The sequence below is a fragment of the Bacillus sp. T33-2 genome (assembly GCF_002860205.1).
Taxonomy (GTDB): domain Bacteria; phylum Bacillota; class Bacilli; order Bacillales; family Cytobacillaceae; genus T33-2.
Genome location: NZ_PGVB01000010.1, coordinates 89,087 through 110,106, shown reverse-complemented (window position 1 = coordinate 110,106; position 21,020 = coordinate 89,087). Strand labels below are relative to the sequence as shown.

At 48.1% G+C, this 21,020-nt stretch carries 17 protein-coding genes; all 17 read left to right on the top strand.

All coding sequences use genetic code 11. The features are described 5' to 3' along the window. Positions 1–151: 151 nt before the first annotated feature. The 17 genes from sdaAB (at position 152) to CVD19_RS07380 (ending at position 21,004) form a co-directional block, all read left to right on the top strand. Entirely contained in the window at positions 152–814 is a 663-nt protein-coding gene (gene sdaAB / locus CVD19_RS07460; protein ID WP_101581227.1) for an L-serine ammonia-lyase, iron-sulfur-dependent subunit beta, read from the top strand. 44 nt (positions 815–858) lie between these two features. Then, positions 859–1,746: an L-serine ammonia-lyase, iron-sulfur-dependent, subunit alpha gene (gene sdaAA / locus CVD19_RS07455; protein ID WP_101581226.1), complete on the top strand. Its 888-nt coding sequence runs from the start codon at positions 859–861 to the stop codon at positions 1,744–1,746. Beyond that, the gene (gene recG, locus CVD19_RS07450) at positions 1,739–3,787 is read left to right on the top strand and encodes an ATP-dependent DNA helicase RecG (protein ID WP_101581632.1); all 2,049 of its coding nucleotides are present in this window, start codon (positions 1,739–1,741) and stop codon (positions 3,785–3,787) included. Before sdaAA ends, recG begins: the two co-directional genes overlap by 8 nt. Before the next feature lie 163 nt (positions 3,788–3,950). Next, entirely contained in the window at positions 3,951–4,514 is a 564-nt protein-coding gene (gene fapR / locus CVD19_RS07445) for a transcription factor FapR (protein ID WP_101581225.1), read from the top strand. Between the two features lie 18 nt (positions 4,515–4,532). Beyond that, positions 4,533–5,534, top strand: coding sequence for a phosphate acyltransferase PlsX (gene plsX, locus CVD19_RS07440; RefSeq protein ID WP_101581224.1), 1,002 nt, complete (start codon positions 4,533–4,535; stop codon positions 5,532–5,534). Between the two features lie 25 nt (positions 5,535–5,559). Then, the gene (fabD, locus tag CVD19_RS07435; protein WP_101581223.1) at positions 5,560–6,507 is read left to right on the top strand and encodes an ACP S-malonyltransferase; all 948 of its coding nucleotides are present in this window, start codon (positions 5,560–5,562) and stop codon (positions 6,505–6,507) included. Beyond that, the gene (fabG, locus tag CVD19_RS07430; protein WP_101581222.1) at positions 6,504–7,247 is read left to right on the top strand and encodes a 3-oxoacyl-[acyl-carrier-protein] reductase; all 744 of its coding nucleotides are present in this window, start codon (positions 6,504–6,506) and stop codon (positions 7,245–7,247) included. Before fabD ends, fabG begins: the two co-directional genes overlap by 4 nt. Before the next feature lie 93 nt (positions 7,248–7,340). Beyond that, a complete protein-coding gene (locus CVD19_RS07425; RefSeq protein WP_101581221.1) occupies positions 7,341–7,574 on the top strand; it encodes an acyl carrier protein in 234 nt (77 codons plus the stop codon). A gap of 137 nt (positions 7,575–7,711) precedes the next feature. After that, on the top strand, positions 7,712–8,488 hold the full coding sequence (rnc, locus tag CVD19_RS07420) for a ribonuclease III (RefSeq protein ID WP_101581220.1): 777 nt from the start codon (positions 7,712–7,714) through the stop codon (positions 8,486–8,488). Between the two features lie 23 nt (positions 8,489–8,511). Beyond that, a complete protein-coding gene (smc, locus tag CVD19_RS07415) occupies positions 8,512–12,078 on the top strand; it encodes a chromosome segregation protein SMC (protein ID WP_101581219.1) in 3,567 nt (1,188 codons plus the stop codon). Positions 12,079–12,218: 140 nt separating this feature from the next. Next, positions 12,219–13,205 (top strand): signal recognition particle-docking protein FtsY, encoded by a 987-nt coding sequence (ftsY, locus tag CVD19_RS07410; RefSeq protein WP_101581218.1) that lies wholly within the window; start codon positions 12,219–12,221, stop codon positions 13,203–13,205. Positions 13,206–13,407: 202 nt separating this feature from the next. Next, a complete protein-coding gene (locus CVD19_RS07405; protein WP_101581217.1) occupies positions 13,408–15,795 on the top strand; it encodes a hypothetical protein in 2,388 nt (795 codons plus the stop codon). After that, positions 15,792–16,727 carry an ABC transporter ATP-binding protein gene (locus CVD19_RS07400; protein WP_101581216.1) on the top strand — a complete coding sequence of 312 codons (936 nt, stop codon included), beginning with the start codon at positions 15,792–15,794 and terminating at the stop codon, positions 16,725–16,727. Before CVD19_RS07405 ends, CVD19_RS07400 begins: the two co-directional genes overlap by 4 nt. Next, positions 16,724–17,560: an ABC transporter permease gene (locus tag CVD19_RS07395; RefSeq protein WP_101581215.1), complete on the top strand. Its 837-nt coding sequence runs from the start codon at positions 16,724–16,726 to the stop codon at positions 17,558–17,560. Before CVD19_RS07400 ends, CVD19_RS07395 begins: the two co-directional genes overlap by 4 nt. A 12-nt stretch (positions 17,561–17,572) precedes the next feature. Next, positions 17,573–19,126 carry a hypothetical protein gene (locus CVD19_RS07390; RefSeq protein ID WP_101581214.1) on the top strand — a complete coding sequence of 518 codons (1,554 nt, stop codon included), beginning with the start codon at positions 17,573–17,575 and terminating at the stop codon, positions 19,124–19,126. Between the two features lie 4 nt (positions 19,127–19,130). Continuing rightward, positions 19,131–20,144 (top strand): AAA family ATPase, encoded by a 1,014-nt coding sequence (locus tag CVD19_RS07385; protein ID WP_101581213.1) that lies wholly within the window; start codon positions 19,131–19,133, stop codon positions 20,142–20,144. Beyond that, complete coding sequence (locus CVD19_RS07380) at positions 20,141–21,004, top strand: DUF58 domain-containing protein (RefSeq protein WP_101581212.1); 864 nt, start codon at positions 20,141–20,143, stop codon at positions 21,002–21,004. The genes CVD19_RS07385 and CVD19_RS07380 overlap by 4 nt, the downstream gene beginning before the upstream one ends. The last annotated feature ends 16 nt before the right edge of the window (positions 21,005–21,020 follow it).

Here is a 21,020-nt window from a genome sequence, read left to right as displayed (position 1 = left end):
ATTTTTTTATTCAGCATACATCAGGCTGGACAAATTTCCTGGTTGACTATACATTCATATTGTAAAACTCAAAATAGAAGGGGAACCCCCTTCTATTTATGTATTTAAATCTTTTTTTCGGATGCAAAATGCATCCAGGGGGAGATCAGACATGAAATACAGGAGTGTTTTTGATATTATCGGACCGGTCATGATCGGACCGTCGAGCTCTCATACGGCCGGAGCTGCCAGAATTGGCAGAGTCGCCAGGAGCCTGTTCGGAAGACAGCCGAAATGGGCGCATATTTCTTTTTACGGTTCATTTGCAAAGACGTATAAAGGCCATGGAACAGATGTGGCAATTGTCGGCGGCCTGTTGGACTTTGATACGTATGACGAAAGAATCAGAAACTCCATAGAGATAGCGGAACAAGCCGGAATGGAAGTCAGCTTCATTGAAGAAGATGCAATCACCGACCATCCAAACACAGCCAGGGTAACGATTGGCGATGAACAGGGCAATTTGGAGCTCGTCGGTATCTCCATCGGCGGCGGGAAAATTGAAATCATCGAGCTAAATGGCTTTGAACTTAAACTGTCCGGGCACCACCCGGCAATCCTTGTTGTGCATAATGACCGTTTCGGGGCAATTGCAGCGGTCTCCAATATTCTGGCGAGCCATAAAATCAATATCGGCCATATGGAGGTCTCTCGCCGGGAAAAAGGCCAGTTGGCCCTCATGACAATCGAAGTGGACCAAAACATCGATGAAGAAATTATTAAACAGGTGGAACAATTGCCTAACATTCTCCAGGTTACAAAAATAGTTGATTAAGAGAATATATGTTAGCGCTTTCATATAGATAGGAGGATACCTTCGTGTTTCGAAATGTGGCCGAATTGGTAGAACTTGCAGTAAGCAAAAACAAGAAAATATCACAGCTTATGATCGAGCAGGAAATGGAAGTCACCGGACGCTCCAGGGAAGACATTATCTCCATGATGGAAAAAAATCTTGAAGTGATGGAGCAGGCGGTCGAAAGAGGGATAAAGGGGGTCAAATCTCATTCCGGCCTCACCGGGGGAGATGCTGTGCTTCTGCAAAAATATATTGAAAAAGGCAATTTTTTATCCGGTGCGACCATTTTGGACGCAGTCAGCAAAGCTGTGGCAACCAACGAAGTCAATGCAGCAATGGGAACAATTTGTGCCACACCTACCGCAGGTTCTGCAGGTGTTGTCCCCGGGACGTTGTTTGCTGTTAAACATAAATTGAACCCGACTCGTGAGCAAATGGTCGAGTTTTTGTTCGCTGCCGGAGCCTTTGGCTTTGTGGTTGCAAATAACGCATCGATTTCTGGGGCGGCTGGAGGCTGCCAGGCCGAGGTTGGATCAGCATCGGGCATGGCTGCGGCAGCGATCGTTGAAATGGCGGGGGGAACCCCTGAACAATCCGCAGAAGCCATGGCTATCACCCTGAAAAACATGCTTGGACTTGTCTGTGACCCGGTTGCCGGACTAGTTGAGGTTCCATGTGTAAAACGGAACGCCATGGGGGCGGCCAACGCCATGGTGGCAGCTGATATGGCCCTGGCAGGAATCACAAGCCGCATTCCCTGTGATGAAGTAATTGACGCGATGTACAAAATCGGCCAGACAATGCCTTCTGCGCTAAGAGAAACGGCACAGGGAGGGTTAGCGGCTACGCCGACAGGCAGGGAACTGGAAGCGAAAATATTCGGCATACCGCTTGATAAACGTGGATGATCAATTGAAACAGCCAGTTACCGCCGTAAAAGGCATCGGTGAAGAAATAGCCGAATCTCTTTCGGAAATGAATATTTATACGGTCAAGGACCTCCTTGAGTATTTTCCATATCGTTACGAGGACTACCGCCTACGTGACCTCGCAGAAGTAAAACATGATGAAAAGGTGACGGTTGAAGGGAAGGTTCACGGTGAGCCTTCTCTAGTCTATTATGGGAGAAAAAAATCGCGGCTTACAGTAAGGCTGCTCGTTGGCCGTTATCTCGTGCTGGCTGTTTTTTTCAACCAGCCCTATCTGAAGCAAAAGATTTCAGTCAATGATACCATCACAGTGACCGGAAAGTGGGACCAGCACAGGCAGACGATCAATGTCAGCGAAATGAAATCAGGTACTTACGCCGGGGGCCATCAATTTGAACCGATATATGCCCTTAAAGGCAAGGTCACTGTAAAAGGCATGAGGCGGTATATAACCCAGGCTTTCTCCCAGTTTGGAAGCGCTATGGCAGAGATACTGCCAGATGAACTATTACGGCAGTATAAATTGATGAACAGGAAGGATGCTCTCCGGGCCTTGCACCTGCCCTTGTCTTCAGATGACGTAAAGCAGGCGCGGAGAAGGTTTGTTTATGAAGAGTTTTTGCTGTTCCAATTAAAAATGCAGTCATTGCGTAAGCTCGAACGCGAGCAGACAGCAGGTGTGGAGCAGGATTATGATGATGCAAGGCTGAATGAGTTTATAGCCAGCCTGCCGTTTCCGCTTACTGGAGCACAAAAAAGAGTCATGACCGAAATATTGAGCGACATAAAATCCCCTTACCGGATGAACCGGCTGCTTCAGGGCGATGTGGGATCCGGAAAAACCGTTGTGGCGGCCATCGCTTTATTTGCCAGTGTTACCGCCGGCTTTCAGGGCGCACTGATGGTGCCGACAGAAATCCTTGCCGAGCAGCATGCCGAGTCACTGCAAGCGTTGCTGTCTCCATTCGGGGTTCGCTCGGAATTGCTGACCAGTTCGGTCAAGGGCAAGCGCCGCAGGGAGATTCTCGAGCAATTAAAACAAGGTGAGATCCACATCCTCATTGGAACACATGCCTTGATCCAGGATGAGGTCATATTCAACAGGCTTGGCCTTGTTATAACTGACGAGCAGCATCGGTTTGGTGTCGAGCAGCGCAGGGTGCTTCGCGAAAAAGGGATCAATCCTGATGTGCTCTTCATGACTGCCACTCCCATTCCGAGGACACTGGCCATCACTGTTTTTGGTGAAATGGACGTTTCCGTGCTGGATGAAATGCCGGCGGGCCGCAAAACAATCGAAACATACTGGGCCAAACAGGAAATGCTTGACCGGGTGTTGGCATTTATGGAAAAGGAGCTGTCAAAAGGCAGGCAGGCATATGTCATCTGCCCGTTGATTGAGGAATCTGACAAGCTTGATGTCCAAAACGCCATTGATGTCCACCATACGTTAACTATGTATTTCAATAATCGCTATCAGGTTGGGCTGATGCACGGCCGGCTTGCCTCAGATGAAAAAGACCATGTGATGAAAGCATTCAGCCGCAATGAGGTACAAGTCCTCGTTTCTACGACAGTTGTGGAAGTGGGCGTGAATGTGCCCAATGCTACTTTTATGGTAATCTATGATGCTGAGAGATTCGGCCTGGCCCAGCTGCATCAGCTTCGGGGCCGGGTAGGAAGAGGCACAGAACAGTCATATTGCATATTGCTCGCAGACCCGAAAAGTGAGGTCGGAAAAGAGAGAATGAGGATCATGACAGAAACGAATGACGGCTTCCTATTAAGTGAAAAAGATTTGGAGCTCCGTGGACCGGGCGACTTTTTCGGAAAAAAACAAAGCGGCCTTCCCGAGTTTAAAATAGCTGACATGGTGCATGATTACCGGGCACTCGAGACTGCCCGCAATGATGCAGCGGCGTTAATCCAGTCGTCAGTTTTCTGGAGATCAGAAAAATACGCTCAACTGCGCAGCTACCTTGAAGAGACCGGGGCACTTGCGGGTGAAAAGCTGGATTGATAGGTTACGCGCTTCCCCAAACAAGGGAGAGCGCTTTTCTTTTGCCCAGTTCCAATGCCCAGCGAGTTTATATAGACCACTTTTCTTATTGACAATCTATTTTTATTAACCATATACTACTTTTAGTACCTAGTCATAATATCACGGACGGTGTGGTTGAAATATGAAGCGGAATAAACGGGAACGGCAGCAGCTGCTGGCTGAGACGATAAAAGAAAACCCATTTATCACAGATGAAGAGCTGGCAGAGAAATTTACAGTGAGCATTCAGACAATCAGGCTGGACCGCCTGGAATTGTCGATTCCCGAACTGAGGGAACGCATAAAAAGCGTGGCGGAAAAGCGGATTGAGGATGAAGTCAGGTCACTGCCGCTTGAAGAAGTGATTGGTGAAATTATTGACATAGAATTGGACAAGAGCGCGATTTCGATTTTCGATGTGAAACAGGAGCATGTCTTTAAAAGAAACCGCATCGCAAGAGGGCATCATGTGTTTGCCCAGGCAAACTCCCTCGCAGTCGCGGTCATCAATGATGAACTCGCATTGACGGCAAAGGCGAGTATCCAGTTCACTAGATCCGTGAAGGAAAACGAGCGGGTCATTGCCAAGGCAAGGGTCACAAGAATTGATGCAGATACAGGCAGAACAACCGTTGAAGTAAGCAGTTATGTGAATTCCGAACTTGTATTCAAAGGTGATTTTCAGATGTACCGGTCCAAAAAATAAACATAAGGGATGAGACCATTGAAATTAGCGATAGATGCAATGGGCGGTGACAACGCCCCTAAAGAAATCGTCCTTGGAGCAATGAAAGCTGTACAGGCATTTAATGACATTTCGATTACTCTGGTTGGGGACGAGCCAAAGATTCGTGAACATCTTTCCAATGAAGAAAGAATCGGAATCATACATACAGAAGAAGTGATTTTAGGAACCGATGAGCCTGTCCGGGCTGTACGGCGAAAGAAAAATGCCTCCATGGTGCTCGCTGCACAGCAGGTAGCAGAAGGGGAAGCGGACGGCTGTATCTCAGCCGGGAATACAGGGGCATTGATGGCTGCCGGACTGTTTGTGGTGGGCCGGATCGAGGGTATAGAACGTCCTGCGCTCTCCCCGACATTGCCGACAATCGGCGGAGAAGGTTTTTTGCTCCTTGATGTCGGTGCAAATGTTGATGCAAGGCCTGAGCACCTGCTGCAGTACGCGATCATGGGGTCGATTTACACCGAGAAGGCAAGAGGGATCAAGCAGCCAAGAGTCGGCCTTTTAAATATAGGTACCGAAGCGAAAAAAGGAAATGAGCTCACCAAGCAGGCTTTTTCCCTGCTGCAGGAAGCGGACATCAATTTTGTAGGGAATGTTGAAGCCAGGGAGCTTCTGGAAGGAGCAGCCGACGTCGTAGTAACAGACGGCTTTACCGGCAATATGGTGCTCAAGACAATTGAAGGCACAGCTATGTCCGTGTTTAAAATGCTTAAATCTGCACTGACGGCCAGTCTCAAAAGTAAGCTTGCCGCAGCGGTGCTTAAACCTGACTTAACCGTCCTCAAGAACAAGATGGATTATTCGGAATATGGCGGCGCCGGTCTGTTCGGCCTAAAGGCCCCGGTCATCAAAGCCCACGGTTCATCTGATGCGAATGCTGTATATAACGCTATCCGCCAGGCACGGGAAATGGTCCAGAACGATGTTTCAGGAACGATAAAAAAAGCAATCGAAAGCCAGCCAAAGTTGATACAAAAATAAAAATCAGGCAGGAGGGGTATTATACATGGGTAAAATTGCTTTTATTTTTCCAGGGCAGGGATCGCAGGCTGCCGGAATGGGAAAGGCGCTTGCAGAATCACATGAAGAAGTAATGGCCGTTTTCAAAAAGGCAGATGAAGTGCTCCAGGAAAACTTAAGCGACCTTATTTTTGAAGGGCCCCAGGAGACGCTGACCTTGACAGTTAACGCACAGCCAGCCCTGCTGACCACATCCATTGCCATCCTGGAATATTTCAGGGGATCCGGGATCGAACCGGATTATGTTGCTGGCCACAGCCTTGGAGAATACTCGGCCCTAGTTGCAGCAGGCGCCCTTACATTTGAAGACGGTGTTTACGCAGTCCGTAAACGGGGAGAGCTGATGGAAAAAGCAGTGCCTAACCGTGAAGGCACGATGTCTGCTGTTCTTGGGCTGGACCGGGAAACATTATCAGCCGTTACGGACCGCGTCACAGCGCAGGGGTATCCTGTCGGGCTGGCAAATATGAACTGCCCTGGACAAATAGTCATTTCTGGTTCAAGAAAAGGTGTTGACGAAGCTTCCGTCAAAGCGAAGGAAGCCGGGGCAAAACGTGTCATTCCCCTCGATGTCAGCGGCCCTTTCCATTCCGTTTTGATGAAACCGGCCGCAGGACAGTTTGAAGATGTTTTAGCAGGCATAAACGTGAGGGCCGCGCAGATTCCGGTTATCGCAAATGTCACCGCAGAACCGATGCAATCGTCTTCGGAGATCAAACAGAAGCTGATTGAACAGCTGTATTCCCCCGTGCTCTGGGAGGACTCAGTCCAAAAATTGCTGGATTTGGGTGTTGATACGTTTGTGGAAATCGGGCCTGGTAAAGTTTTGAGCGGGCTTGTTAAAAAAATCAGCCGGTCAGCCACTACATTGCCCGTTTTTGATGAAGAAAGCTGCAAAACAGCCGTTGCGGCCCTGAAGGAGGAGACAAAATGAAGCTGGAAGGTAAAGTGGCTCTCGTCACCGGAGCGTCAAGAGGGATTGGCAAGGAAATTGCCCTTGAACTCGCAAGGGAAGGAGCCAATGTCGTCGTTAATTATGCAGGCAGTGAAGCAAGGGCACTCGAAGCGGTTGAAGAAATTAAATCTATGGACCGGGAAGCGATTGCCGTCCAATCTGATGTATCCAACCCTGAATCGGTTGCATCTCTTGTAAAGGAGACGATTGACACCTTTGGAAAACTCGATATTCTCGTAAATAATGCCGGAATTACAAAAGACAACCTGCTCATGAGGATGAAGGAATCCGAATGGGATGATGTCATTAATACAAACCTGAAGGGTGTTTTCCTCTGCACAAAGGCAGTCACAAGACAAATGATGAAGCAGAGGAGCGGCCGGATCATCAATATCTCCTCCATCGTCGGGGTCAGCGGCAATCCTGGCCAGGCCAATTATGTTGCAGCCAAGGCAGGCGTTATTGGCCTGACAAAGACGACGGCAAAAGAGCTTGCCTCCAGGGGAATCACTGTCAACGCAGTCGCACCGGGTTTCATTACCACTGACATGACAGACAAGCTTGATGCAGATGTGAAAAATGAAATGCTTAAGCAAATCCCTCTCGCCAGGTTCGGCCAGCCGGAAGATATTGCAAGGACAGTCGTCTTCCTTGCTTCGGATGACACAAGCTATATAACCGGGCAGACAATCCATGTCGACGGCGGAATGGTGATGTGATTGCCGGGGCCCCTGCTTTCTTTAAAAATTGTCGATAAGCGTTTATTATTTAAATAAAATCATCTATAATTGCTTGAGGGGAGGTGAACGAGCATGGCAGATGTGTTAGAACGTGTAACAAAAATTATTGTTGACCGTTTAGGTGTAGACGAATCCCAAGTAACTCTCGAAGCATCCTTCAAAGATGATCTAGGTGCTGATTCCCTTGACGTTGTAGAACTTGTGATGGAATTAGAAGACGAATTCAACACTGAAATCTCTGACGATGATGCTGAAAAGATCTCTACAGTTGGTGACGCGGTTAATTACATAAATAGCCAAATGTAATGAGAAAGGCGCTGGAGCAAGGCAGTCATCATGTTATTTTGTCTTGTTCTTCCATTAAAACAAGCTCCGTTTACTAAACGGGGCTTCTTCTGTAGTTAGTTGTCGGTTTGTAAATTTTGATCAAGGTGGAGTCATTCATGCGCAACAACGGAAAAGACAAGGAAAAACGAATCATCCGCGCAAAAGATACTAAATTCAGTGAATTCCAGGAAAGAATCGGAATCCAGTTTGAGAACGAAAAGCTGTTAAAACAGGCATTCACCCATTCATCCTATGTGAATGAGCATCGCAGGAAGCCTTATGAAGACAACGAAAGGCTTGAATTTCTTGGAGACGCCGTGTTGGAGCTGACAGTGTCACAATTTTTATTTAAAAAATACCCGATGATGAGCGAAGGAGAATTGACTAAGCTCAGGGCAGCTGTAGTTTGTGAACCGTCCCTTGTTTCCTTTGCAAACGAGCTTTCTTTTGGGGGGCTGGTCCTTCTCGGCAAAGGGGAAGAAATGACCGGGGGCCGTGCGCGGCCGGCACTGCTGGCGGACGTGTTTGAAGCTTTTATCGGGGCTTTATATTTGGACAAGGGAATCGAAACTGTCACTTCATTTCTTGAAAAAGTCGTGTTTCCAAAAATCAATGCCGGTGCTTTTTCTCATGTGATGGATTTTAAAAGCCAGCTGCAGGAGCTTGTCCAAAGGGACGCGGCAGGCATTCTCGAATATAAAATTTTAAAAGAGAAGGGACCGGCCCACAACCGTGAATTCGAATCACGCGTGTCCCTGAACGGCGAAGTGCTGGGAACGGGATCGGGCCGTTCCAAGAAAGAGGCTGAACAGCATGCCGCCCAGATGGCGCTGGAAAAACTCAGAACACACATGGAAGCTATCTCAAAGCAAAATGACAGCAAGGAATCATAATAACTGGAAAGGGAGAGCGGGAAGTGTTTCTAAAACGTTTAGATGTAGTCGGCTTTAAATCATTTGCCGAACGGATTGGCGTTGAATTCGTCCCGGGTGTGACAGCGGTCGTCGGGCCGAATGGCAGCGGGAAGAGCAATATAACCGACGCAATCCGCTGGGTTCTGGGCGAGCAATCCGCTAAATCCCTGCGCGGCTCAAAAATGGAGGATATCATTTTTGCCGGCAGTGATACGAGGAAACCGCTGAATTTCGCCGAAGTCACTCTGACACTGGATAATGAAGGACAATCCCTGCCAATCGAATACAATGAAGTCAGTGTGACAAGAAGGGTATACCGCTCGGGTGAAAGCGAGTTTTTAATCAATAAGCAGCCATGCAGGCTGAAAGATATTGTCGAATTGTTTATGGATTCAGGCCTGGGCCGTGAAGCTTTTTCGATCATCAGCCAGGGGAAGGTCGAAGAAATACTGAACAGCAAACCTGAAGACAGAAGGACGATCTTCGAAGAAGCGGCTGGAGTGCTGAAATATAAAACAAGAAAGAAAAAAGCTGAAGCAAAGCTGTTCGAGACGCAGGAAAACCTTAATCGCGTCGCGGACATTCTCCATGAGCTCGAAGGGCAGGTGGAGCCTTTAAAAATTCAGGCTTCGATCGCCAAAGATTTTCTCGAAAAAAAAGATGAGCTTGAAAAAATAGAAGTAGCCCTGACTGCCTATGAAATTGAAGAGCTCCACGGCCGGTGGGAGCATCTCTCAGCCCAGCTGGAGCTTCATAAACAAGACGAACTGAAGCTCGCTGCTGTCCTTCAAAAAAAGGAAGCGGAAATTGAACAGAAGCGTGACCAGATTGCCGCCATCGATGAATCGGTGAGCGACCTGCAAACGGTTCTTCTTCATGCCACTGAGGAACTGGAAAAGCTTGAGGGCCGAAAAGAAGTTTTAAAAGAACGGAAGAAAAATGCCGGCCAAAATAAGGAACAGCTTGAGAAAAATATCACCGGCATCACCAGCCGGATCGAAGCTCTTGAGGTACAAAAGGCTGAAAGCGACACTGCTGTTGCGTCACTTCGCAGTTCTGCAGCAGAGCTTGAAGCTGCCCTTCTCCAAAAACAGGGCCAGTTGAAGCTGTTCAGCCAGGATATAGAATTAAAAATTGATTCATTGAAAAGTGACTATATCGAAATCCTTAACAAGCAGGCGAGCGCCAAAAATGAAGTGAATTATATAGAGCAGCAGCTGGAGCAGCAAACGGCCAGAAGCTCACGCTTGGATGGTGAAAACGACAGATATATAAAAGTACGCTCGGAAATCGCCCAAAAAAAGGCGGATACCGAACAGCAGCTATCGGCAGCGACAGAAATGCTCAAGAAACAGGTCCACCGGTTTTATGAGGAACAAAAAAAACTTGAATCACTCAAACACAACTATCAGAAACAGGAAAAGGACCTTTACCAGGCTTACCAGTTCCTTCAGCAGGCAAGATCGAAAAAAGAAATGCTGGAAGAAATGGAAGAAGACTATTCTGGCTTTTTTCAGGGAGTCAAGGAAATTTTAAAAGCGCGCAATAACAGGCTGTCAGGAATTGAAGGGGCAGTGGCTGAATTAATCCAGGTGCCGAAGCAGTATGAAACAGCAATTGAAACGGCACTGGGCGGAGCAATGCAGCATATTGTCGTCGATACGGAAGAAAGCGCAAGAAAGGCCATTCAGTTTTTGAAGCAGCACTCGTACGGAAGGGCAACATTTTTGCCCCTCAGCATCATAAAAGGTAAATCTGTGTCTGCGTCGATGCTACAGGCTGCCGCAGGGCACCCGGCTTATATTGGGACAGCAGCAGGACTAGTGCAATTCAATGAAAAATACCAGGGAATTATTGATAATCTACTTGGAAATGTCATTGTCGCAAAGGATTTAAAGGGTGCCAACGAAATTGCCCGAACGGTTCAATACAGAAGCAGAATTGTGACCCTTGACGGGGATGTCGTCAATCCTGGCGGGTCGATGACCGGTGGTGCTGTTAAGCAGAAGTCTTCATCACTGCTGAGCCGTAAAGGCGACCTGGAGGAACTGAAAGCCAGGCTTGCAAGCATGGAGTCAAAAACTGCCCAGCTGGAAAACCAGGTCAAGGCTCTCAAAGCGGATATCCAAACTGGAGAAAGAAACCTGGAAGACCTGCGCAAAAAGGGAGAGGAGCTCCGCCTGGACGAGCAGTCCTTGAAGGGCCGGCTCCGGGAAGTGGAAATAGAAGAAAAAAACATCAACGAACGGCTCGCTGTCTATGATTCAGAAATGCTGCAATTCGGGCAGGAAAAAGACCAGTTGGCAGCAAGGAAACAGGAACTCGCGGCAAGGCTTGAGCACTACAAAACAGAGCTCGCCGGCCTTGATAATGAGATTTCCAGCTTAACAGAACAGAAAAACAGCAATGTCACTTCAAAAGAAACGCTCAATGGCGAAATCAATCAGCTGAAAATAACGCTTGCGGCAAAAAGAGAGCAATTAAACCATGCTATTGAAAAGCTTGACAGCACTGTGGCGGAATTGGCGGAACAAACAGAGAAATTGAGGGTCCTAAAGGAGGATCTGTCCCTGCTTTCTTCAGAGATGACGGACAGTTCTTCAGGGGAAGCACAGCTTGAAGAGGCGGCAAGGCAAAAGCTCCGCGATAAAAATGAGACATTGGAACTGATCGCTTCAAGAAGAGATGAAAGATTAAAAATGCAAAACGGCCTTGAAGATGCCGAGCTGGAGGCAAAAGAACTCAAACGCACGTCTAAAGGGCTGAATGAAGTCCTTAAAGACGAAGAAGTAAAGCTCGGCCGGCTTGATGTGGAGCTCGACAACCGGCTTTCACACCTTCGTGAAGAATACTTGTTGACATTTGAAGCCGCAAAAGAACAATATCCGCTCGAAATCCCTGCGGATGAAGCGCGGCGAAAAGTAAAGCTCATAAAGCTTGCGATTGATGAGCTTGGCACAGTCAATCTTGGTGCCATTGAGGAATATGACCGTGTTTCCGAACGGTATGAGTTTCTTCATGAACAGCGGTCGGACCTGCAGGACGCCAAGGATACCCTTTTCCAGGTCATAGGTGAAATGGATTTTGAAATGAAGAAACGGTTTGAGCATACATTCGAGGCGATCCGCACCCATTTTGAGCCTGTATTCCAGGCGCTTTTCGGCGGCGGCAGGGCAGACCTGCGGCTGACAGAACCGGACGATTTGCTGAACACTGGGGTAGAACTGGTCGCACAGCCTCCGGGCAAAAAGCTTCAGAACCTCGGCCTGCTGTCCGGGGGAGAGCGTTCACTGACAGCGATTGCGCTGCTATTCTCGATCCTGAAGGTCAGGCCTGTCCCGTTCTGTATTCTTGATGAAGTGGAAGCAGCCCTTGATGAAGCAAATGTCCACCGTTTTAGCCAGTACCTGAAACGGTACAGCGAAGGTACACAGTTTATCGTGATCACCCACCGGAAAGGCACAATGGAGGAAGCGGATGTCCTATACGGCGTCACCATGCAGGAATCAGGTGTGTCAAAGCTTGTCTCTGTGCGGCTTGAAGAATCGAAAGAGCTGGTCAGAATTTAGAAAAGCGGAAGTGCCTTCCCCAGGAGCACAGGCATAAGACTAGCCGGCGAGAAGGCTGCTCTTTTGCCTACATGACGGATTGGGCTTATGACCAGAGCTCCTAGGCGCTTGAGCCAGACAAAAAGAAAGGCAGTGAGAGCGTGAGTTTTTTTAAAAAGCTGAAAGAATCGATTACCAAACAGACAGAAAGCGTCACTGAAAAATTCAAGGACGGCCTGTCAAAAACACGCGACAATTTTTCCGGGCGGGTGAATGACCTCGTTGCCCGGTACCGCAAGGTGGATGAAGATTTCTTTGAAGAGCTTGAGGAAATCCTGATTCAGGCGGACGTCGGATTTGAAACTGTGATGGAACTTATCGATGAATTAAAAATGGAGGTCAAGCGGCGCAATATCCAGGATCCGCGCGATGTCCAGGCTGTGATCTCCGAAAAGCTCGTTGACATATACAAAGGCGGGGACTCAGATTCCTTTGACCTGAATGTCCAGGATAACGCGTTGACGGTGATTCTATTCGTCGGTGTGAACGGGGTTGGGAAAACCACGACGATCGGGAAGCTCGCCCATCAGTTCAAAAGCGAGGGCAAGACGGTATTGATGGCTGCGGGTGACACTTTCCGCGCCGGGGCAATCGAGCAGTTGGAGGTATGGGGAGACAGGGTCGGAGTTGAGGTCATCAAACAGGCGGCAGGCTCTGATCCTGCGGCCGTGATGTTTGACGCCGTCCAGGCGGCTAAATCCCGCAAAGCTGATATTCTTCTTTGCGATACAGCCGGGCGCCTGCAAAATAAAGTTAACCTGATGAAGGAACTTGAAAAGGTGAAGCGTGTGATCGAGCGCGAGGTTCCGGACGCGCCGCATGAAGTTCTGCTCGTGCTGGATGCCACTACCGGACAGAACGCCCTCGTCCAGGCCAAAACTTTTAAAGAAGCAACCAATGTGAGCGGGATAGTACTGACTAAGCTGGATGGCACAGCAAAAGGCGGAATTGTGCTGGCGATCCGCAACGAACTTGACATTCCAGTCAAATTCGTTGGCCTCGGCGAGAAAATGGACGACCTCCAGCAATTTGATGCCGAGAAATATGTTTACGGGTTGTTTGCCGATCTCATAGAACATGAAGAATAGAAAAGTTGTTAACTACTATTGAAAAATCGATTTGAGTCCATTGGAGACTGTCTCATCCTGAGGCAAGTCTCTTTTTTTATAAAAATTATTCCATTTCTGTAGGGGAAACTGGTTTTCTTTCGTCTATATTATGGAAGGTCTGTTTTGACTGAGCATGCCAGTAATAAAGTATAGTAAAGAGATAAAAAAGGGGGAGTTATGTTTGACGAGACAAATAAAAGCATTTTCCGCGTTCATTTGCCTGCTGTTATTGGCGGCTTTTGTGGGCCAGCCCGTGGCAGCAGCGCCAACAGGCCTAAAAGTGACCGTGGATGAAGGCTTCGATGGAAAAGTAAAGCGAGGCAGGGGCTTTCCATTGACTGTAACGATTGAGAACACGGGAAAGGACCTGAGAGGGGATTTGCTGATCGATTTTTTTCCGTCATATAACACCGGGGGGTCTGTGTCCATACCTGTTGATGTTGCAGGGAACAGTTCAAAAACCTATGAAATTTCACTGCAAGGAATGACCGATGAGCATCAATACCAGCAGCAGAACCTGCCTGCGATCCATCTGTATGAAGGGGATTGGCAGGACGGGAAGGAACTGGATTTTAAAGGTGAGAAAACGATAAAACCGAGATACATAGATCCGGGTGAGCAAGTAATGGGCGTATTGACCGAGAACTTTGACCGGTTAAAGGAATTGAAAGTTCTGCCTGCCGCTATGCCAACCCAGACACTCCAGTTGAATAAAGAAGAAATTCCTAACGAGGCAATGGGCCTTGAAATGATTGATTATTTAGTTATCGACGAATTTGCCGTTTCAGAGCTTGAAGAAAAACAGCAGCAGGCCATTCAGGATTGGGTTTATGGCGGAGGCGTCCTGATCGCCGGGGGAGCCCCGGATGCAAAAGGTTCGTACGGCTTACTATACTCCCTGCTGCCAATGAAGCCGGACAGTGAAGGAACGGTCAGTTCCGACTTTCTGTCAGGCAATCAACATGCCAAACCAGGCTTTCATGAGTTGAATGTCTTCACGGGCTCAGTAGAAAAGGATGCCTCCATTTTGTTTGAAAGCAGTGCAAAACCAGCCGTTATTAAAAAGAATTTAGGCACCGGCACGATCATCCAGAGCGCTTTTTCCCTCGGGGACCAGCCGCTGGCTTCCTGGAAGGGATACGCTGACTGGTTCAGTGATTTGATAAAATCCGGTTCCAGCACAAATACTCTCAATGGGAAATATGGAACTGATTTGTACGACCCGCTCTATTACGAGTTCGCTGAGTCCAATGAGTATTTTCCGACATCAAATTTTTCAATGGGACAGCTGATCGGGTTGCTGCTTGGCTATATCATCTTAATTGTTCCTGTTCTATATCTTATTTTAAGAAAATTCGACAACAGGGAGCATTCGTGGTGGATCGTCCCTGTTATTGCGCTCGGGGTGTCGGCGGCTGTGTTTGCAATCGGTGCAAAAGACCGGATTTCGCAGCCGCAGCTTAACCAGATGGGCGTATTTAAAGCGGAAAATGGTGTTCTGAGCGGCTATCAGGCAGCCACTTTCCTTTCAAATACAAGCGGGACGTACAAGCTTTCCATTCCGAAGGAAAATTTTCATCCGGTCGCGAGCACGCAAAACATGTCGGGAATGTCTTACCTGGCGGACGCTGTGTTTCAGGAAAGCCGCAAAGAGACTGATGTGTTCTTCAAGGCTGTGGAATATTGGTCTTCCCGGACCCTTTACGGAAAAGCTGGCAAAACACAGTCCGGCAGCTTGAATGCCGACCTGACTGTTAAAGACAACCTGCTCACAGGCACGGTTGAAAATAGTCATCCGTATGATTTTGACGAAGTTTTCATCTGGTCGGGATCTGAAAAAATCAAAATTGGCCCGGTCAAAAAGGGAGAAATGATAAAGGTTAACCAGTCATTAAAACAAAGCTTGTTGACCGGCCCAGCATTTATGGGCGGAAACCCGCCGATGATGCCGAACCAGCAGCCGGATTTTGAAGCAATGAAAAAGGAACGGCTGGAAAATGCCGCAGGAGTGTTTGTTTTTGGCAATACGCAGTCTGATAACAAGCCAATCATTGCAGGCATGACGAAAGATGCGGTCATCTCTGTCAAGATCGAAGGAAAACAGGAAAAGGAAAACAATTACAACCTTATTTTGGAACCGTTCGTTGCCAAAGGTGAAATCACCGGTCCCTTCACACTGACTAACGATTCACTTGCAAGTAAGGTCAACGTCATAAAGGGCCGCATCCACGAGCAAATGGGCATCCATGAAAAAAATGCAATCTTTCTTGAAGACGGGGAGTATGAGTATGTTTTGGGTTTGCCGGACCAGGTCAAAAACAAAGCGGTCAAGCTTGAGGAACTCAGTATTCGCCTCAACGGGCAGTTTGTGAAATATGAAGTGCTGAACCAACAGACCGGCCAATACACGCTGATAGAAGACAATCGATTGGTATTGGCGGAACAGGAAAGCGCCCAGGAATATATTTCGAAAGACGGACAGCTTGTTCTAAAGCTCACTAAGCAGTCGAACGGCGACCCTTATGTAAGCCTGCCAACCATCAAAATGAAAGGGGAGGTGGCAAAATGATTGAAATCAATGAGCTGACAAAACGATATGGCAAGTTTACGGCACTGGATTCATTGAATCTGCAAATTGAAAAAGGGTCTGTCTTTGGTTTTGTCGGGCAGAACGGGGCTGGTAAATCAACGACTTTCTCAATATTGGCCACTTTGCTGGCACCTACTTCGGGTACCGCGTATATAAATGGCTTCAGTGTCATCGAAGAGCCAAAAATCGTAAGAAGGCAGATTGGCTATATGCCGGATTTTTTCGGTGTCTATGACCAGTTAAAGGCGGAAGAATATTTGGATTTTTATGGTGCCAGCTATGGCCTTTCAGTTGGAGAGAGGCAGAAGCTGATTCCGCAGCTGCTCGAGCTTGTCAATTTGTTGCATAAACATGATTCATATGTTGATGTCCTGTCAAGGGGCATGAAGCAGCGCCTTTGCCTTGCCAGGTCACTGATCCATGATCCGGAAGTATTGATCCTCGATGAGCCGGCCTCAGGATTGGATCCGAGGGCGCGAGTAGAAATGAGGGAAATTTTAAAGGAACTGAAAACGATGGGTAAAACGATATTGATATCTTCCCATATCCTCCCCGAGCTTGCCGAAATGTGTGACACTATAGGGATTATTGACGGAGGAAAGCTGGTTGCAGAAGGATCGGTGGCTGAAATCCAAGAACGGCTCAGAGGAGAAAAACTGATTGTTGTCAGGTTTCAGCACGATATCGAAAAAGGGATAGCCTTCTTTGAAGATGACGTGAATGTGGCCCAACTAAAGGTTCGGGAAGACAATGCTTCTTTGGAGTTTATTTACAGAGGCTCTGCCGAGGATCAGAGGATTTTACTGAAAAAGACAATATTGAATGAACTTCCTGTTATCAGTTTTGCCGAAGTGGAGACGGACCTTGAGGATGTGTTCATGGAAATCACGAAGGAGGTTGGGCATTCATGAGGAATCTTATGGTCAATCCAGTCCTGAACAAGGAGTTTAAGCTTCGGTTCCGGACGGTTAAAAGCTTTCTCGGGATCTTGTTTTACCTGATTACGCTCGGGATTATCATTGTCGGGTTTATCTTCATGCAGTCCATGTCAAATAACCAGGGGTATGTCAGGCCGAGCCAAAGCCGCGAAATGTTCATGATGCTGTCCTTCCTGCAGCTAGCTTTAGTGTTGTTTATCACTCCCGGATTGACGGCAGGGGTAATTAGCAGTGAAAGAGAACGCCAGACATTGAATATCTTGTTGACGACTACGGAAAGCTCGACAAGCATTATTTTAAGCAAGCTCGTTTCCTCGGTCTCGTTTTTGCTGTTGTTGATTGTCGCAAGCCTGCCTTTATACAGCATAGTGTTTTTATATGGGGGCATCTCGCCGGGGCAGGTGCTCACGATGCTTGGGTTGTATGTGTTCACCATTCTTGTTTATGGGAGCCTGGGCGTGCTGTTTTCGACATTGCTCAGAAAAACAATTGTATCAATCGTCACGACATACGGCGTGACTATGTTCCTTGCCGGGGGAACCGCGTTCTTGACGATCATCCTTATGTCGCTCAACCAGGGGTTCAACGGCTCTCCTGTTGTCAATCCGGCTCCTTATTTTGTTGCCATGTTCAATCCGCCGGTAGTATTGTACAGCTTTTTTGTTCCGGATTTTATGGCACATTTTACGAAAACGACAGGGATTGAGTTTCCGCTATGGGCAGCATTCATCATTTGCAATACGGTCATATTCATCGCCGCGGTCTTGTTCAGCATCAAAAAGCTGCGGCCGAACATGAAAGGGTAACGGTGAAATCCAGTGGATGACAACAAACGGTTTTTCAGGCTGTTAAAGCCGGTTCGAAGGCAGCTCCTGATCGGCTCCATCATTAAGGAAGCCCAGCTTCTGTTTTGCTATGCGGCTGTCTGGTCTGTGCTGTTGATGTTGGCTGCCCGTTTCATGGTGATTCCATTTTTTAGCCGGTATATTTTCACTGGACTTGTAATTTTAGTTGTGGTTCACATCGTCCGAGTGTGGCAGGGCCGCCCGGGATGGCGGGATGCGGCACTGGTATATAACGAGTTTGTTCCCGATGACCGGGTTATAACAGGCTTAACCTTTTTGGAGCATGCCGGTGTGCTTGCGAAAATGCAGCTCCAGGATGCCATCCAGCATATGGTAAAACAGCAACAGCCTGTAATGAAAAGGAAAAAACAGCTGATTATTCCTCACCTGCTGACGGCCGGTGCATTGCTTGGCGCTGTGGCTATTGCGTTGTATTTCATCCCAAGTGACAAAATCGAACTCGCAAAACAAAGGGAAGAGGAAATCAAGCTGGTGAAAAATGTGGAAAAGCAGCTGGACAAGAAAGCAAAGGAACAAAAGGATCCGGCTGTAAAAAAAGCGTTGAAGGAAGCGGAGGAAAAAATCAGCAAGGCGGAATCTGCTGAAGAAGCTTTGAAGGAGCTTGCCAAGCAAAAAAAGCAGCTTGAACTGAAAACCTTGAAGGAGCGGGAAAAACAAGAGGCGCTTACTAAGTGGGAATCTTCCCTAAAAGCTGCAGGTTTAAGCGAGCTCGCGAGCTTCCTGGCCCAGAAGGACTTAAAAAAGATTGAAAAAGAGCTTGCTGAATTGAACAAAAAGTGGAACAGCCTGCCCAAGGAGCAAAAAGCGGCTTTAAGCGATTTTACAAAACACGAAAAGCAAATGTCCGAGGAGGAACTGGCTGCGATGATGAAAGCAATTGAGGAGGGGCTCCTGTCTCCGGAAATGCTGAAAAAGCTTGCCGATGCGCAAGCTGCCCTTCAAAGTACCGGACTTTCCATGCAGCAGCAAATGGCTGACAATGGCACGCCACCTTCTCAGCTGGCTTTTTCATCTTCAAATTCAAGCAGTAACAATCAAGGTCCAAGCAATATGCAGTCATCAACAGGAAATGGCAATCAATCCAGCCAGGGAAGCAATCCTTCCTCAGGAGGAAACAAACCTGGCGGCCAGAACGGCAGCGGCAGCGGTTCAGGCAATGGGAATGGCAATGGTTCAGGAGGCAGTGGAAGTGGCGCCGGCTCAGGATCCGGGTTAGGCTCAGGCGCCGGACTCGGCCAGGGCTCGAGGGAGCTGCTCACCATCCCAGAATATACAGATGGCAAGAAAAATATCGAAACCGATACAGGTAAGCTCGGAAACGGGAGCGCAGCCGAGCAGTCCGAAGGCAATGGCCCTGTATTGAAAGGGACTATCAGGCCATACAGTGAAGTTTTCGGCGAGTACGAACAGTCGTACCGGCAGAGCACTGAGCGCTATAAGCTGCCTGCCGAGCTGGAAGAAATGGTTAAAAACTACTTTACAAATATTGATCCGGACAGGGAGTGACCAGATGGAAGCGATAAAAGAAAAAGAACAGCAGTTTAAAGAGGCGGCTGAACTGATTGAAAATGTAAAACGGGAAATCAGCTCCTTCATTGTCGGCCAGGAAGATGTGGTCGACCAGGTGCTTTGGAGCATTTTTTCCAGCGGTCATGTCCTTCTTGAAGGATTGCCGGGCCTTGGAAAAACAATGCTGGTGCGGACCATTGCTGAATGCCTTGATTTAAGCTTTTCACGCATTCAGTTCACGCCGGACCTGATGCCGTCCGATATTACAGGAACGATGCTCCTTCAGCCAAATGAGGACGGGAGGCAGGAGTTTGTATTCCATAAAGGGCCACTCTTTTCCAACATTGTTCTGGCTGACGAAATCAACCGGGCGACACCAAAAACGCAAAGCGCCTTGCTGGAGGCGATGGGGGAAAAAACGGTCACCGTAATGGGCGAAACAAAAACAATGGAATCTCCTTTCTTCGTCCTCGCAACCCAGAACCCGATTGATATGGAGGGGACGTACCCGCTGCCAGAGGCGCAGATGGACCGGTTTATATGTAAAATAAATGTCCATTATCCTTCAAGAGAAGAATTAAAAGAAATCGTGCTCCGTACGACCGGCGTGAGCACTGTGAGCTTAAAGAAGATCGCTGACAGTGCGCAGGTAACAGGCCTGCAAAAGCTTGCAAAGGAGATTCTCGTGTCAGAAGATGTGTTAAATACGGCAGTTGAAATGATCGCAGCCACCCATCCGGATTCTGAATCCGCCCCGGGAACGGTGAAGCAGTTTGTCCAGTACGGCAGCGGCCCCCGCGGTCTCCAAAGCCTGATTACAATGGCAAAGGCCCGGGCAATTTGCAGCGGAAGATACCATGCCTCAACAGGTGACCTTAAACATGTGGCATTCCCCGTCCTCCGCCACCGCCTCCTGCTCAACTTTGAAGGGGAAGCAGCAGGGATTACCGCTGATTCGATTATCGGCGATGTGCTCGAAACGGCAACCAAGCAGGGAAGCAGGAGTGCCCGATGACTGCTTCGCATCTGCTAAGAAGGCTCCAGAAAAAACGGCTGCTTGTGAAGAGCAGAAAAAGAGGTATGCATAAAGGGCAAAGGCAGGCGAATTCCTACGGTTCCTCTTTGGAATTTTCGGATTTCAGGCTGTACCAGCCCGGGGATGATGTCCGCCAAATTGACTGGAATATTTTCGGAAGGACACAAAAGCATTATATTAAACGGTTCCTGGACGAACAGGAGGTGTCCATTGCGATTTACCTTGATGCAACGTCTTCGATGAGGGCAATAACCGGCAAATGGGAATTGGCAAAACAACTTGCGGCTTCCCTCTGTTTTGTTGTCCTGAACAGCGAGGACCGGCTGTCATTCTGTCCCGTGTCCACAACAGCGATGCTTCCGGTCACGCGCAAAGGCTCTGTTTATGGAAAGATGGTTTTTCATGACATCATGAAGATGGCTGAACAGGATAAAACCGGGAACTTTTCGGAGCGGGCGCAGCAAGCATTGGTCAAACGGCAGCAGCTTGCCATCCTGATCAGCGACGGACTTGAGCCGGCCGCCCAAATCGAAGGCCTTTTTAAAAAGCTGAGGTCGCTCCGGCAGGAAGTATGGTTCATCCAAGTGCTTGGCACAGAAGAACTCCGGCCGGGGCACAACGGTGATATAAGGCTGATTGACAGTGAAACAGACACGGTAGTGAATGTGAGCATGAATGAGGCAATCGCACGTGAATACCGGGCGCGGATAGCGGAGCATAATAAACAGCTAGAGGCTTTATGCCGGAGGTTTGGAGGCCATTATTTGCTGCTAACTGAAGATAAAGACTTGCAAACTTTTTTGTTCCATGATTTGCCCGGCAAAGGGTTAATGAATTGAACTGAGGTGATAAGCA